Source organism: Pseudoduganella sp. UC29_106 (assembly GCF_044055365.1).
Classification (GTDB): Bacteria; Pseudomonadota; Gammaproteobacteria; order Burkholderiales; family Burkholderiaceae_D; genus Rugamonas.
Genome location: NZ_CP171977.1, coordinates 1,835,054 through 1,850,202 on the forward strand (window position 1 = coordinate 1,835,054; position 15,149 = coordinate 1,850,202).

At 64.2% G+C, this 15,149-nt stretch carries 12 protein-coding genes and 1 pseudogene; 6 read left to right on the forward strand and 7 right to left on the reverse strand.

What is annotated here, in order from left to right:
• Nucleotides 1-24: 24 nt before the first annotated feature.
• Nucleotides 25-1,056 carry a DUF475 domain-containing protein gene (locus ACHMW6_RS09515; RefSeq protein ID WP_395406864.1) on the reverse strand — a complete coding sequence of 344 codons (1,032 nt, stop codon included), beginning with the start codon at nt 1,054-1,056 and terminating at the stop codon, nt 25-27.
• 77 nt (nt 1,057-1,133) lie between these two features.
• On the opposite strand from ACHMW6_RS09515, the gene ACHMW6_RS09520 reads away from it, so the two are divergent.
• The 4 genes from ACHMW6_RS09520 to ACHMW6_RS09535 all read left to right on the forward strand — a co-directional run bounded on the left by ACHMW6_RS09520 (nt 1,134) and on the right by ACHMW6_RS09535 (nt 7,765).
• A complete protein-coding gene (locus ACHMW6_RS09520; RefSeq protein WP_395406865.1) occupies nt 1,134-1,553 on the forward strand; it encodes a divergent PAP2 family protein in 420 nt (139 codons plus the stop codon).
• Between the two features lie 240 nt (nt 1,554-1,793).
• Complete coding sequence (locus ACHMW6_RS09525; RefSeq protein ID WP_395406866.1) at nt 1,794-2,975, forward strand: efflux RND transporter periplasmic adaptor subunit; 1,182 nt, start codon at nt 1,794-1,796, stop codon at nt 2,973-2,975.
• 3 nt (nt 2,976-2,978) lie between these two features.
• Nucleotides 2,979-6,185 carry an efflux RND transporter permease subunit gene (locus tag ACHMW6_RS09530; RefSeq protein ID WP_395406867.1) on the forward strand — a complete coding sequence of 1,069 codons (3,207 nt, stop codon included), beginning with the start codon at nt 2,979-2,981 and terminating at the stop codon, nt 6,183-6,185.
• A 167-nt stretch (nt 6,186-6,352) separates the two neighbouring features.
• Nucleotides 6,353-7,765 (forward strand): OmpP1/FadL family transporter, encoded by a 1,413-nt coding sequence (locus ACHMW6_RS09535; protein WP_395406868.1) that lies wholly within the window; start codon nt 6,353-6,355, stop codon nt 7,763-7,765.
• 162 nt (nt 7,766-7,927) lie between these two features.
• Here ACHMW6_RS09535 and ACHMW6_RS09540 read toward each other — a convergent pair whose 3' ends face one another.
• The 4 genes from ACHMW6_RS09540 to ACHMW6_RS09555 form a co-directional block, all read right to left on the reverse strand.
• Nucleotides 7,928-8,347 (reverse strand): hypothetical protein, encoded by a 420-nt coding sequence (locus ACHMW6_RS09540; protein WP_395406869.1) that lies wholly within the window; start codon nt 8,345-8,347, stop codon nt 7,928-7,930.
• Between the two features lie 23 nt (nt 8,348-8,370).
• On the reverse strand, nt 8,371-9,285 hold the full coding sequence (locus tag ACHMW6_RS09545; RefSeq protein ID WP_395406870.1) for an NAD(P)H-hydrate dehydratase: 915 nt from the start codon (nt 9,283-9,285) through the stop codon (nt 8,371-8,373).
• A gap of 9 nt (nt 9,286-9,294) precedes the next feature.
• Nucleotides 9,295-10,059 (reverse strand): histidine phosphatase family protein, encoded by a 765-nt coding sequence (locus tag ACHMW6_RS09550; protein ID WP_395406871.1) that lies wholly within the window; start codon nt 10,057-10,059, stop codon nt 9,295-9,297.
• A gap of 135 nt (nt 10,060-10,194) precedes the next feature.
• Nucleotides 10,195-11,595, reverse strand: a complete 1,401-nt coding sequence (locus tag ACHMW6_RS09555; protein ID WP_395406872.1) for an L-cystine transporter — start codon at nt 11,593-11,595, stop codon at nt 10,195-10,197.
• Between the two features lie 83 nt (nt 11,596-11,678).
• Here ACHMW6_RS09555 and ACHMW6_RS09560 point away from each other — a divergent pair, with 83 nt between their 5' ends.
• Nucleotides 11,679-13,304 carry a methyl-accepting chemotaxis protein gene (locus ACHMW6_RS09560; protein WP_395406873.1) on the forward strand — a complete coding sequence of 542 codons (1,626 nt, stop codon included), beginning with the start codon at nt 11,679-11,681 and terminating at the stop codon, nt 13,302-13,304.
• A gap of 51 nt (nt 13,305-13,355) precedes the next feature.
• Here ACHMW6_RS09560 and ACHMW6_RS09565 read toward each other — a convergent pair.
• Nucleotides 13,356-13,442 (reverse strand): annotated as a pseudogene (locus tag ACHMW6_RS09565) (DUF2970 domain-containing protein); the annotation flags it as partial.
• A 162-nt stretch (nt 13,443-13,604) separates the two neighbouring features.
• Here ACHMW6_RS09565 and ACHMW6_RS09570 point away from each other — a divergent pair.
• The gene (locus ACHMW6_RS09570) at nt 13,605-13,808 is read left to right on the forward strand and encodes a hypothetical protein (protein ID WP_395406874.1); all 204 of its coding nucleotides are present in this window, start codon (nt 13,605-13,607) and stop codon (nt 13,806-13,808) included.
• Between the two features lie 33 nt (nt 13,809-13,841).
• Here the strand turns inward: ACHMW6_RS09570 and ACHMW6_RS09575 are convergent, their stop codons facing one another.
• Nucleotides 13,842-15,131, reverse strand: coding sequence for a hypothetical protein (locus ACHMW6_RS09575; RefSeq protein WP_395406875.1), 1,290 nt, complete (start codon nt 15,129-15,131; stop codon nt 13,842-13,844).
• Nucleotides 15,132-15,149 lie beyond the last annotated feature (18 nt).

Below are 15,149 nucleotides of genomic sequence, written 5' to 3' on the forward strand. Positions count from 1 at the left end.
AGAGTTATCAACGGCGCAATCTTATCACTGCGCCACCAACTGTCTCTTGTAGCGCACCGAGGACCACAGCGAAATCACGATGAAGGCCACGCCGGACAGGCCCGTCACCCACTCGGCGATATGGTATTTCACGCTGGCGAACATGATCAGCGCCAGGATGCCGATGGCGTAGTGCGCACCGTGCTCCAGGTAGATGAACTCGTCCAGCGTGCCGCGGTGGACCAGGTAGACCGTCATCGAACGCACAAACATGGCGCCGATGGCCAGGCCCAGCATGATCACCACCACATCGCTGGTGATGGCAAAGGCGCCGATCACGCCGTCGAAGCTGAAGGACGCGTCCAGCACTTCCAGGTAGAGGAAGCCGCCGATGCCGCCGCGCTGGATCGCCTTGCCGACTTCACCGTCCGATTCCTCGCCTTCCAGCAGACCGCTGATCCAGCCCACCGCCACGTAGATGGCAATGCCGATCACGCCCGAATACAGCACGCTGAACTGCTTGGCTTCCGGCACCAGTCCGACGCAGAAGAGCACGGCCAGCAGGGTCAGCAGCACGGCCAGGCTCTCGGTGCCGTACTTGCCGACCTTTTCCTCGAACCAGTGGATCCAGTGCACATCCTTCTCTTCATCGAACAGGAAGTTCAGGAAGACCAGCAGCAGGAAGGCGCCGCCGAAGGCCGACACTTCCTCATGCACGCCCATCAGGTGCTTTGAATACTCATCCGGCGTGGTGGTCGCCATGGTCCACACGTCGGTCATGCCCAGTCCGGTCGCGGCGGCCACGATGGCCAGCGGGAACAGCAGGCGCATGCCGAACACGGCGACGATGATACCGACCGTAAGGAACAGCTTCTGCCAGAATGCATTCCAGTCCTTCAGCACGGAGGCATTGACCACGGCATTGTCGAAGGAGAGGGACACTTCCATCACGCCCAGCACCCCGGTGATCCACAGCGCCGTCAGCGCCGCGCCCAGCCCTCCATGGTTATATCCCCACCAGCCGGCACAGGCCATCAAAACGATGGTGACAATGAACGAAATGCGGAAATGCTTCATGCGGTCCAGCCCCTTTGCTATTTATTATGTAATGCGGCGATTATAATGGGCGATTGCCAACTCGGACGCACTTCCCAATGGACCTCGCTTACCTGCTGACTCCTCTGATTACCTGGATCACCGTCGGTCCAATCAAATTCCTGATCAATTCCATTCGCGCCCGCCGCTGGGCTTTTAATCTGGTCGGCAACGGCGGATTCCCGTCCAATCACAGCGCCGTGGTATCCAGCATGGCCACCCTGATCGCGCTGCGCGAAGGGATCGGCCATCCGGCCTTCGGCGTGGCCGTAACCCTGTGCTTCATCGTCATCATAGACGCCAACAGCCTGCGCCAGCACGTGGGCCGCCAGGCCGCAGCCATTAACCGCCTGGCTGGCGACGCCGCCGAACACAAGTGGCTGCGCGAACGCATGGGCCACACGGTGGTCGAAATCATCGGCGGCCTGTGCACCGGCGTGCTGGTCGGCTACGGCATCTTCACCGTCTTCGCCCGTTGAAATCCCACGGGGATTAATACACAAATGTATTAATCCCCGCCTGCATTGCAATCTCTCCAAATATCACCTGAAATACGGTTTATCCGCGATTTCAGCAGTCCATCCATTTATTCCCGCAGTCTGGTCGCTGATGAATTGACAGTCCCACGGGCTCCAAGGATACTCTGCGCCTTGCAGAAGTTCGCAATTTAATAAGATAAAAGTCGTTTCACCAAAAGCCCAAACCGTCTGGAGATTTCTATGTTGCGTAAAACCCTAATAGTCCTCGCCGTTGCCTCAGCGCTGACCGCCTGCGGCAAGTCAGACAAGGCGCCGGAAGCCGGCAAGGCCAGTGCTACCGCAAAGGCCGATGCGAAGGACGAGAAGAAGCTGGCGACATTGCAAATTGCTCCGGAAGACCTGGTCACGGTGGAATCGAACGCCCTGGCGACCGGTCCGGTGATTACCGGCTCCGTGCAGCCTGAGCGCAAGGCCGATCTGCGCGCCGAAGTGGGCGCCGTGGTCATGCAGGTATATAAAGAGAACGGCGAAGTGGTGAAGAAGGGCGACCTGCTGGTGCGCCTGGACGACACCTCGCTGCGCGACGCCATGAATTCCGCCCAGGAAGCGGTGCGCGCCTCCAGCCAGTCCCTGGAGCAATCCGAGCGCATGTTCCAGCGTAACAAGACGCTGCGCGCTTCCGGCATGGCTTCTGCCCAGGCCCTGGAAGACGCGGAAATCCGCCGCAACAATGCCCAGAGCGACCTGGCCGCCGCCAAGGCGCGCCTGGTGGCCGCCAACCAGCAGCTGTCCCGCACCCTGGTGCGCGCTCCGTTCGACGGCATCGTTTCCGAGCGCAAGGTGTCCAACGGCGACACCGCCCAGATCGGCAAGGAACTGGTGAAAGTGGTCGACCCGAACTCGATGCGCTTCGAGGGTCGCGTTTCCGCCGACAAGGTCGGCATCGTGAAGGCGGGCCAGAGCGTGCTGTTCGCCATCAATGGCTATCCGGGCCAGAACTTCTCCGGCAAGGTCAAGCGTGTGGACCCGGCCGCCAATCCGGTTACCCGCCAGGTCGAAGTGCTGGTGGACTTCACCGGCAACAGCCAGCCGCGCGTGGCCGGCCTGTTCGCCGAAGGCCGCATCGAAGCCGAAACGAGCTCGGTGCTGATGGTACCGGAATCGGCCCTGATCAAGCAGGGCGACAATACCTACGCCTGGAAGATCAAGAACAATGCCCTGCAAAAGATCACGCTGGGCGTCGGCCAGCGCGATGCGCGCTCCGGCAACTGGGCGGTGCAGACCGGCCTGGCGGTTGGCGACCAGGTGCTGCGCGCACCGGGTTCCGGCTTCCGCGATGGCCAGAAAGTCGAGCTGCAGACCCCAAAGGCGGTAGCGTCCGCTAACGGCACGGCCGCGGCGGCTGTCAGCAAAGGAAATTAAAACATGTTCTTGTCCAATTTCAGTGTCAAGCGCCCCGTCGCCATGATCGTGCTGATCGTGGCGATGATGGCGATGGGCCTGCTGGCCCTCTCCAAGCTGCGCGTCAACCAGAACCCGGACGTGGAAGTCCCGGTCCTGATCGTCAATATCCCGTATCCGGGCGCCTCGCCGGAAACCGTGGAGCGCGAAATCGTCAACCGCCTGGAAAAGTCGCTGCAGAGCATTTCCGGCGTGACCGATTCCTATTCCACCTCGCGTGAAGGCTCGGCCACCATCGAACTGCGCTTCAACTTCGACAAGAACCTGATCGAAGCGTCGGACGAGGTGCGCAACGCCATCGCGGCCGTGCGTTACAAGCTGCCGCTGGAAATGCGCGAACCGATGATCCAGCGCGTGGATACTTCGGCCCAGCCGATCATGCAGCTGTCGATTTCGTCGAAGAGCATGTCGCACGCGGGCATCTCGCGCCTGGCGGAAGACAAACTGGCCGACCGCTACCGCGCCATCGATGGCGTGGCCGTGGTCAACGTGAACGGTGCGCTGCGCCGTGAACTGTCCGTGCTGCTGCGCGCCGAAAAGCTGCGTGAATACAATGTCTCCGTGGCCCAGGTGGCCGACGCGCTGCGCATGCAGAACACCAACGCCCCGGTGGGCAAGGTGCGCGGCTCGCTGGAAGAGAAGAGCATCCGCCTGGTAGGCCGCATCGAGCGTCCGGAAGAATTCCAGGAAATCGTGGTCAAGCGCAACGGCGAACAGCTGATCCGCCTCGGCCAGCTGGCGACCATCGAGGACGGCTTCGCCGAAATCAATAACGTCAGCCTGCGCAGCGGCAAGGCCAATGTGGGCCTGTCCATCATCCGCTCGCGTGAAGCATCGACCGTCAGCGTGGCGACCGCCGTGCGCAAGCTGACCCAGGAAATCAACAAGGAACTGGACGGCCAGGCGTCGCTGGAAATCACCCAGGACGGCGGCGAGGACGCCCAGAGCTCCCTCAACAATGTGATCGAAGCGCTGGTGTTCGGCGCCGTGCTGACCATCTTCGTGGTGTACGCCTTCCTGAATTCCTGGCGTTCGACCCTGATTACCGCGCTGTCGCTGCCGACTTCCGTGGTGGCCGCCTTTATCGCGGTCTGGCTGTGCGGCTTCTCGCTGAACTTCATGACGCTGCTGGGCCTGTCCCTGGCGATCGGCGTGCTGATCGACGACGCCATCGTGGTGCGTGAAAACATCGTGCGCCACATGCAGAGCGGCAAGGACCGCCGCCGCGCCGCGCTGGAAGGCACCGCCGAGATCGGCCTGGCCGTGGCTGCGACCACCTTCTCCATCATGGCCGTGTTCATTCCGGTGGCCTTCATGCCGGGCATATCGGGCGAATGGTTCCGTCCCTTCGCGTTGACCGTGACCTGCTCGGTGGCCGTGTCGCTGTTCATTTCCTTCACGCTGGACCCGATGATGTCCGCGTTCTGGGGCGACCCGCCTGATTATCACAATGCGCCGAAGAAGGGCATCGGCAAGGTGCTGGACAAGTTCAACCACTGGTTCGACCATCAGGCCGACCGCTACGGCAAGGTGATCGCGTGGGCGCTGCACCACCGCCGCTGGATGGCCGTGATTGCCCTGTCCACCTTCGTGGCCGCGCTGTTCCTGCAAGGTAAGTTCGGCGGTTCCAGCTTCCTGCCGAAAGTGGACTTCGGCACCATCGCGGTCGAGGTGCGCACGCCATCCTCGTCCAGCCTGGACTACACCAAGATGAAGATGGACAAGGCGGCGCAAATCGCCCACTCCATCCCTGAAGTGAAGGCGACGTCGACCTACGTGAACCTCTCCGGTGGCCGTATCTGGATTGACATCGGCAAGCGCAAGGAACGCAAGCGCGACGCGACGGCCATCGCCATCGAGCTGCGCCAGAAGCTGGCCGGCCTGGTGGGCGGCGAGTTCGTGGTGCTGGAAGACATCAACAACGGCGCCCGCAAACCGGTGCAGATCGACTTCGTCGGCCCCGATTCGCGCAAGCTGATGGAACTCACCAACGCCTTCATGGAGAAGCTGCGCCAGGTGCCGGGCGCGGTGGACGTGGGCCTGTCCGAGCAGGATCCGAAGGATGAGCTGCAGATCGAACTGAATCGCGGCCTCGCCAATTCCATGGGCATTTCGGCCGGCGACGCCGCCCAGGCCCTGCGCGTGGCCTTCGCCGGTATCGAAGTGGGCGACTGGGTCGATCCGACCGGCGAAACCCGCGACGTGGCCGTGCGCCTGCATCCGGACGACCGCGTGAGTCCGGAAAACATCGAGCGCCTGCCGATCGGCGTATCGGGCACCAATATGATGGTTCCGCTCGACCAGATCGCCAAGATCACCATGGGCAAGGGCCCGTCCACCATCCGCCACAAGGATGGCAAGCGTTCGATTTCCGTGTCGGCCAACGTCGAAGGCCGTTCGCCGGGTGAAGTCACGACCGAAGCGCTGAAGATCGCCAAGGCCATGGATTACCCGCCGGGCTTCGGCCTGGACGTAGGCGGCGCCGGCAAGGACCAGAAGGAAGTGTTCACCCAGATGGCAATCTCGCTGGTGGCTGGTATCGGCCTGATGTATCTGGTGCTGGTGATGCAATTCGGTTCCTTCACGGCGCCGGGCGCGGTGATGCTGTCGCTGCCGCTGTCCCTGATCGGTGTGGTGGTGGGCCTGCTGCTGACCGGCGACACCCTGAACCTGATGAGCTTTATCGGCGTGATCATGCTGATGGGCCTGGTTGCCAAGAACGCCATCCTGCTGCTGGATGCGGCGCGCAAGCGTGAGGAAGAGGGCTACGGCCGCGAGGAAGCGCTGATGCACGCCGGCCGCATGCGTCTGCGTCCGATCCTGATGACGACCTTCGCGCTGATCGCGGGCATGATGCCGGTGGCGATCGGCATGGGCGAGGGCGGCGAGTTCTACCGTCCGATGGCGATTGCGATCATCGGCGGCACCGTGACCTCGACCCTTTTGACCCTGCTGGTCGTGCCGACCTTCTATGACAGCATCGAGATCGCCAAGGACCGCATGATTGCCAAGTTCAACCGCCGAGCCGAACGCTTCCCGGTCGCGCTGGCTTTCCTGATGACCTTTGTCGAGGCCATCCTGGCACTGACCTTCATCCGCCTGGTGTTCCGCCTGCTGATGAAGCCGGTCAACATGGTGCTGCGCCGCGGCAGCAAGCCAGCCGCAGTATAAGAAAACTGTTGGTTTGCCGCGAAAAAGGACCTTCGGGTCCTTTTTCTTTTGCTGCGCGGAAATTAAAAGGACAGTCGTTCTCCTTTTAGTGTATGCTTCGGTTCCCGCTCCCCGACTTCGGCGCGGAGATTGCCTAAAGATTAATAATTATGTTGCGAGACTCCACCTTGAACCCAAAGTATATTTCCCTGCTCATCGCGGCTGCCCTGGGCGCCGTTTCCCTGTCGGCCAATGCATCCGGCTACCGTTTCGGCTCGCAGAGCGTGTCCTCCCAGGGCACGGCTGAATCCAACGGCGCCGAAGCGGCTGACGCTTCCACCGTCTTCGCCAACCCTGCCGGCCTGACCCGCCTGGAAGGCACCGAGATCATGGGCGGCATTACCGCCGTCGTACCGCACTCGACCTTCTCCGATTCCGGTTCCAAGCGCTTCACCGGCACTTCGTCCGGCGGCCTGACGACCCAGGATGGCTATGCACCGGACGTAGTGGCCGCTCCTTCGCTGTACGCCAGCAAGAAGATCAACGACCAGTGGACCGCCGGCTTCGGCCTGTTCGTGCCTTACGGCACCAAGCTGGACTACGACAACAACTGGTCCGGCCGTTACGCGCTGACCCGCGTCAAGCTGGAATCGATCGCGCTGAACCCATCCGTGGGCTTCAAGCTGAACGAGCAGCATTCCTTCGGCTTCGGCGTGACCGCCCAGCATATGAAGGCCAAGCTGGGCCAGGGCGTTGACGTGCCAGGTTCGATCGCTGCCCTGACCGGCACCCCGCAAAGCGCTGCACTGCTGAAGGCCATCGTGGCGGCCGGCGGCAATCCTGCCGCCCTGGCAACCGTGAAAGACGGCCATGGCGAGATGGACGGCAAGGACTGGGGCTTCGGCTGGAACATCGGCTATCTGTTCACGCTGGACCAGAACACCCGCTTCGGCGTGGCCTACCGCTCCTCCATCAAGCAGGAGCTGAAGGGCAATGCGGTATGGGACTTCAACGTGACCAGCGACCAGGTGGTCAACAAGATCATCGCCGCCAACTCGGGCAAGGCGAATTCCGCTGCGCTGGTGGAAATCCGCTCGCCGGAAACCTTCTCCATCAATGGCTTCCACCAGATCGATTCCCAGTGGGCCGTGATGGGCGATGCGACCTGGACCCGCAACTCGCGCATGCAGAACATCGACATCCAGTTCCCTGGCACCGTGCAGGGCGACGAGGTGATCCGCCAGCAGTGGAAGAACACCTGGCGTTTCTCCGTCGGCGCGAACTACAAGCTGAACGATAACGTGCTGCTGCGCGGCGGCCTGGCCTACGACCAGGGCCCGGTGCCGAACGCCACCCTGCGCCACCCGGCGCTGCCGGATGAGGACCGCACCCAGCTGTCCTTCGGCGCGAACTGGAAGCTGTCGCCGAATTCTTCGATCGACCTGGCTTACTCCTACCTGCACTTCAAGGATGCCGAGGGCAATTACAAAAACACTTGCTCTCCGCTGACTGTTGGCTGCACGGGCAATGGCGAACTGACCAAGGGTACCTGGCAGACTCACCTGTCGCTGATCGGCCTGGCTTACAACTACAAGTTCTAAGTTATAGGCGGAGCGTAGACGGCGGATCAATGATCCGCCCTACGCGCCTCGTTGGCGCATATGCGTCCGTGATCATTTTGTCCGACGCGCGGCGTAGGGCGGATCGTTGATCCGCCGCATAACCGGCTTCCGCCTCTGCGCGGACGCCGGTTTTTTATTGCCTCAATATGTTGGCCGGCGGTCGCGGGTGGACGTGTTGCGGCTGTCGTCGCGGTCGGGAACGGTGCCGCTCGTTCCCGATGGCGGGGTGGACGTGCCCGGCGTGGCGCTGGTGCCGGAGGTGCCGGATGTGCCACTGGTGCCCGAGGTGCCGCCGGGCGTGGTGCCGGTGGCGCCCGTGCCGCCCGTGGTGCCCGATTCGCCGGCGCCGCCGCCGGTGCCCGGACCGGCATTCTCGGCCGGCGGCGTCACAGGTGCGGGCGCCGTGCCGGTGCCGCCGGTGTCGGGCGTGGTGCCGGCGCCGGACGTGCTGCTCGGTGGGTTGTTGGCGCTTTCAACGTCGCGGTTCTTGCAGCCGCCGAGCATGGCCGCGGCCAGGGCGGCGCCCGCCAGCAGGGCGGTGGTGGTGCGTGTTGCAATCATTGGGATTTCCTTTCAAACAGCCGCTAGGGTGCGAGGGTGCGCAGCAGGGCAGGGATTTCTGCGGAGATTTCGCGCGCCAGATAGCCCAGCACGCCATAGCGGATCGATAGTTGCTCGCCGGTGGAAGCATGCAGGGCCACGCCCCAGGCCGCAGCCTGGGCCAGCGTCGCGCCGCGTGCCGACAGTCCGGCGATGATGCCGGCCAGGACATCGCCCGAGCCGGAGATGGCCAGGCCGACGTTGCCGCCCCGGTGCTGCCACAATTTGCCTCCCGGGGCAGCCAGCACTGTGGTGGCGCCTTTCAGGGCCACCACGGCGTTCCAGCGCGCTGCGGCCTGGGCAGCAGCGGCATGCGGTTCGTGTTCGATGGCGCTGCGCTGGGCGCCCGTGACGCGCGCCATTTCGCCGGCATGGGGCGTCAGCAGCACGCTGCCGGTGAAGCGGAACTGTTCCCAGTCCACCGGATCTTCCAGCAGATGTGGCTCGCGCGGCGGACACAGCGCGGCCAGCGCGCCGGCGTCCAGGATCAGCGGCGTGCTGCCCAGGCGGGGCAGCAGCGCGTGCACCAGCTCGGACGTGGCCACCTCATCCTGCATGCCGGGGCCGATCAGTACCGCGTCCGCTTTCGAAGCCAGTTCGGCCAGGCGGCGCGTGCTGTCGGCCGTGAAGCCGCCGGCCGCCGTTTCGGCCAGCCCGGCCACGCGCGCTTCCGGCATGGCCGCGCCAACCACGGCGCTGACGCTGGCGGCGGTGGCGACCGTCAGCTTGCCGGCGCCGGCCCGCAGCGCTGCCGTACCGGCCAGGATGGCGGCGCCCGGCATTTCGCGCGAGCCCGCCACGACCATCACGTGGCCGCGCGCTTCCTTGTCGCCGTCGTGGCGGGGCTGGGGCAGGGGCCATTCGCGCAGGAAGGCGGAAGTGATGTCGTCCGCTTGCATGATAGGACCTTATGGTTTGGGGGCGGCCGGAATGTCCGGCTTGTCGGTGACGGGGGTGCCGGTTTCCTTCATCGGCGCCACGATATTGGCCCCACGCAGCACCAGCTTGCCGTTCTTGCCTGCGGTGGGGTCGAATTCATAGGCGGTGATGCCGCAGTTGGGCACGTCCTCGGCGCGGTCGATGGCCAGGATGGCGGCTTCGTCCAGCCGCTCGAACAGGTAGCGGAAGCAATTGACGATGACCTGGTGGCCCACGATCAGCACGTTTTCCTTGCGGTATTCGCGGGTGATCGTGTCCAGCACGCTGCGCAGGCGCAGGATCACGTCGCACCAGCTTTCGCCGCCCGGCGGCCGGAAGTAGAACTTGCCCACGTGCTTGCGCTGGGCCGCCAGTTCGGGATGTCTGTCCGCAATGCCCAGCGGCGTCAGGCGGTCGGTGATGCCGAATTCCTTTTCGCGCAGGCGCTCATCGGCCACCGCGGCCACCAGCTCGTCGCGCCCCAGCTTTTGCATGACGACCTCGGCGGTGCTGAGCGCGCGCAAATAGGGGGAAAAGAGCACGACGGTGGGGCGCTCTTCGGCGGGCAGGGCGCAGAACCATTGCGACAGGGCCTCGGCCTGGCGCATGCCCAGCTCGGACAGGGGCACGTCCACATCGCGCTCGGCGATATCGATCAGCAGTTCGGAGGCTGCTTCCGCCGCGTCACGCGCCACATTGCCGGCGCTCTGTCCGTGACGGACCAGCCAGATTCGTTGGGGCCATTTCTGTTCCATCGTCTGTCCATCCTGAATCTGATGGGGCAAATGGTAGACGATTCATCCAAATGGCGGCGCAAATTAAAACCCGAGGCGTGAACCTGGTGTCTGCCACGATGTGGCAGACACCTGCTTTATGCCTTGGGTTCTAAATCATGCCGCGGCACTTTCGCTATCCACGCGCAACTCTTCATCGCTATTGAAGATTTCCATATTGGTCTCGCCCATCACGCGGCTGGTCAGCGTGCCGGCCGTGATGGCGCCGCTGACGTTGAGCGCAGTGCGGCCCATATCGATCAGCGGCTCGATGGAAATCAGCAAGCCCGCCAGCGCCACCGGCAGGTTCAGCGAAGACAGCACAATCAGTGCGGCAAACGTCGCGCCGCCGCCCACGCCGGCCACGCCCACCGAACCCAGCATCACGATGGCCAGCAGCGGCGCAATAAAGCTCGCGCTCCAGGGATCGATGCCGACGGTCGGCGCGATCATCACGGCCAGCATGGCCGGGTAAATGCCCGCGCAGCCATTCTGCCCGATGGTGGCGCCGAAGGAGGCGCTGAAGTTGGCAACGCCTTCCGAAGTGCCGAGGCGGTAAGTCTGGGTGCGCACATTCATCGGAATGGCGCCCGCGCTGCTGCGCGAGGTGAAGGCGAAAGTCAGCACAGGCAGGATCTTCCTGGCGAAGCGCACCGGGTTCAGGCCCGTGCCGGCCACGATGGCCAGGTGCACCAGGAACATCAGCAGCAGCGCCGTGTACGAGGCCGCCACGAAGCCGATCAGGTTGAGGATGTCGCGATAGCTCGACGTTGCCACTACCTGCGCCATCAAAGCAAACACGCCATACGGCGTCAGGCGCAGGACCAGGGTCACGATGCGCATCACAATGCTGTGCGCCACGTGCACGGCCGTGTCGAAGTAGGTGAAATGCTCGGGCTTCTTGTCCGCGATGCCGATGGCGGCGATGCCGATGAAGACGGAGAAAATGACGACCGCAATGGTGGAAGTCTTGCGCGCGCCGGTCAGGTCGAGGAAGGGATTGGCGGGAATAAAGCTGAGCACCATGCTGGGCAGGTTGATCGCCTTGGCGTCGGCCAGCTTGCCTTCCAGGTAGGCGCCGCGCGCCACTTCCGCCGCGTTGGAGGCGAGGCCGATCGCACTCAGCCCGAACAGCTTGGCCATCGCGATGCCGATGGACGCGGCAATCACCGTCGTGACCATCAGCGTGCCGATGGTAAGGGCGCTGATTTTGCCCAGCGAACTGGCGTTGCGCAGCTTGAGGATGGCGGACACGATGGACACCATGATCAGCGGCATCACAATCATCTGCAGCAGTTTTACATAGCCGCTGCCGACGATATCCAGGTAATCGCCGGTCAGCTGCACTTCCGCGCTGGCCGCGCCATAGGTCGCTTGCAAGCCTGCACCCAGCGCCAGGCCAAGCCCCAGGGCAGTGAAGACCCGGACGGTAAAGGATGCGTGGCGTCGTTGCTGGGTGTACAGGAATCCAAGCAGGACCAGGGAAATGGCGAGGTTCAGGGCGACGGGCAGGGTCATTGGATTTTGGCAAGGGTGGCTTAAACTGGACAGATTCTAATGGAATCGGCGCAGCATTGCCGATCCACATTCGGGGAGGGGGTATGGCTAAGCAAGCAATGAAGGTGGGTACACGCCTGGGGCTGGGCTTCGGGGCCGTGCTGGTGCTGCTGATGGCGGTGTCCGGATTGGGTATATATTATATGCATCATATCAATGCGCAGCTGGAGCGCATCGTGCAGCTGAATGTCGCCAAGCTGGGACTGGTGCAGGACATGTCCGAGGCCGTGCACGTGGTGGCGCGCGTTACGCGTACCGTGGTCATGCTGGACGACGTGCCCGCCATGCAGCGCGAATTGCAAAAAATGACGGCGGCCCGCGCCAGCTATGACCGTGCCAATGCCGAACTGAATCGGCTGCCCACGGGCGCGGAGGGCCTGGCGCTGCGCCAGCGCATCGATGCCGCGCGTGCCGTCGCCCGTCCGTTGACGGACAGGATGGTGGCGCTGGCGTTGGAGCACAAGGATGCGGAAGCGACGGCATTGCTGATGTCCCAGGCTGGCCCCGCCACTCAGGCCTGGCAGGACGTGATGGACGAGGACATGGCCCTGGTCAAGCGCCACAACGCCGAGGATGCCGCCGCGGCCGCCGCAGCCTACCGCTCGGCGCGCGCGCTGATGCTGGCCCTGAGCGGGCTGGCGCTGCTGGCCGGCATCGGGGCATCGGTGCTGATTGCGCGCCGCCTGCTGCGCCAGCTGGGCGGGGAACCGGACCACGCCGCAGAAATCGCGGGCCGCATCGCGTCCGGCGACCTCACGGTGGATGTGGCCACGCGCCACGGCGACAGTGGCAGCATGATGGCGGCCATGAAGACCATGCGCGACAGCCTGCTGGACATCGTCTCCGAAGTGCGGCGCGGCACGGACACCATCGCCACCGCCACCACGCAGATCGCCAGCGGCAACCTGGACCTGTCCTCACGCACCGAGCAGCAGGCCAGCGCACTGGAGGAAACCGCGTCCTCGATGGAGGAGCTGACCAGCGTGGTGCGCGAGAACGACAATCATGCGCGCCAGGCCAATGTGCTGGCGGCCGAAGCCTCGCGCGTGGCGCAGCAGGGCGGCGCCGTGGTGGGCGAAGTCGTGCAGACCATGGGTTCGATCAGCGACGCTTCGCGCAAGATCGTCGACATCATCGGCGTCATCGACGGCATTGCCTTCCAGACCAATATCCTCGCGCTGAACGCGGCGGTGGAAGCGGCGCGCGCCGGCGAGCAGGGACGCGGCTTTGCCGTGGTGGCAGGCGAGGTGCGCACCCTGGCCCAGCGCTGCGCGGCGGCGGCGCGCGAGATCAAGGGGCTGATCGGCGACTCGGTGCAGCAGGTCGATTCCGGCAGCCAGCTGGTGCAGAAGGCCGGCCGCACGATGGAGGAGGTGGTGACGGCGGTGCAGCGCGTGTCGGCGATGGTGGAGCAGATCGCCGCGGCCGGGCGCGAGCAGAGCGAAGGGATCGAGCAGATCAACCGGGCCGTGTCCGAAATGGACAGCGTGACGCAGCAGAATGCCGCGCTGGTGGAGGAAGCTGCCGCCGCCGCCGAATCGCTCAAGGATCAGGCAGACCGCCTGAGCGGCGTGGTCGGCGTGTTCAAGGTAGGCGAGGGCGGGGCTCAGCTGACGGCGAAGCGCACCGCCGTGATCAGTGCGCCCACGAAGCCGGCGGCGCCCAGATAGGGCTGCGGCAATCACATAGCCTGGCTTGAGGGCATCGACGTCGCGGTCGAAATCGCTGCGGCGGCGCAGTCCGATGAAGGACCAGGCGATAGCCAGCATGGTGGAGCCGAAAGAACGTTTCTCAGTCGAGGTAGCCATTTGGGATTCCTTTCACATTGGACTCATTCTGCGCCATTGCGCCGGGGAAAGACAGACTCAGAATCGTTCGGAATCGACCGTATCAGATGTGGTGATTGGAGAGATTATTCGGCGGGATTTGTCCTAAAGTGATCAGGTAGACCTGCCCAGGGAGATTTCGCCATGCATTATCAGGACAGCACCACCCTGCCGGAGCTGCGCGCCCGGCTGAGCGAACTGGACGAGGAGATGGCCCTTAACGAAGTGGCATTGAGAACCGCCGAAATGGCCGGCGGGCGCACGATGGCGCTGCAGGCGCGCAAGCAGCGCATTGCCGTGACGATTGCCGAGCTGCGGGCGCGCGAGCAGGCGGTCGGCAGCGCTTGAGCGCGCCGCCCTGGCGCCACGGCTCTGCTGGCGCTAGCGCAGCAGTTCCAGGATGTCGCGCATGCGCGGCAGGTTCTTTTGCAGGCCGGGCCGGCGTTCCGCCACCCATTTCAGGCGCAGCAGGTCCGCCTCGCTCAGGCCCACCAGGCTGGACGAGGCCAGCGCGGCCACCTGGGCATCCGGCATATCCTCCAGCTCTGCGCGCAGCACCGGATAATTCTGCAGACGCATCAGCGTTTCATCCTCCAGTTCGTCGTCACACAAGGCTTCGCCGCAGGCCAGCAGCTGGTCGCCCTGGCTGCACAGCATTTCCATCTGCAGCACGCCGCTCTTGCCCTGGTAGGCCAGCTGGTGGGCCGTAATCGTCAATTCCTGGAACACGGCCAGTGCGCCATGCAGCAGCTGGGACAGCGCCAGCACATCGCCCGTCGCCGCGGTAAAGCGCTTCAGTTGCGGCAGGTGATCGCCGGCCTCGCCCTGGGTGTGCAGGAAGCCCGGCAGGCCGGGGTGATAACCGAAGAAGAGGCGGCGCCACTGCATATCCATCGCGCCGCCGCCGATCGGCGTCTCATCCTCCTGGCCTGACGACAGGGCGCGCAAGGTATCGCGCAGCGGTTCCAGCTGGCGTGAAATGGCGGCGATGGCGAGGGCCAGTTCACGCTGGCGCGCCGCGAACTGGCAGGCCGCGCGCTGGCTGCGCAGGTGCTGGACCAGGGCCGGTGGCACTTTTGCGCTGAAAGTCTCGTCGAAGTGATTCAGGTAGAGGCTGGCGCCCAGCGGATGTTGGGGCTGGGCCAGGCCATATTCCGACAGCTTGAACTGGCGCCAGGCGCCGTCCCGCGTATGGCTGGCAATCACGCGCGACCAGTCGCTGCGCGGCTCGTCCGGCTGCACGTGGACTTGCAGATCGTCATACAGGGCGCCGACAAATTGGCAGCAGGCCGATTCGCTGTCCGGCGCTTCGGAACGCAGCAGGGCTTGCACGTCGTAGCGCTGCTTGTAGAAGAGGTTGGCGCGCTGCATGATGCGCGGCCCGGCGTCCGGATCGTGCGCCAGCTTGCGGTTGCGCGCCACGCGGCTGGCGGAGAGGTCCACGTGGTCGATCAGGTCCTGCCAGTGGCGCAGCATGACGCCGTGGCGCGGCATGGCTTCGGCGACCATCTGGTCATTGAGGACCACGGCAATGTGCCTGAACCGGCTGCTGCCCCGGCGTTCGATAGCTTGCGCCAGCAGGCTGCCTCGTCCGCGCGCGCCCCGGCTGCTTAGCAGCAGGATGTCGCCCGGTGCGACATGGTGGTTTGAGTCTGGCAATACCCCGTCCATGGCATCCTCCATTCGAGT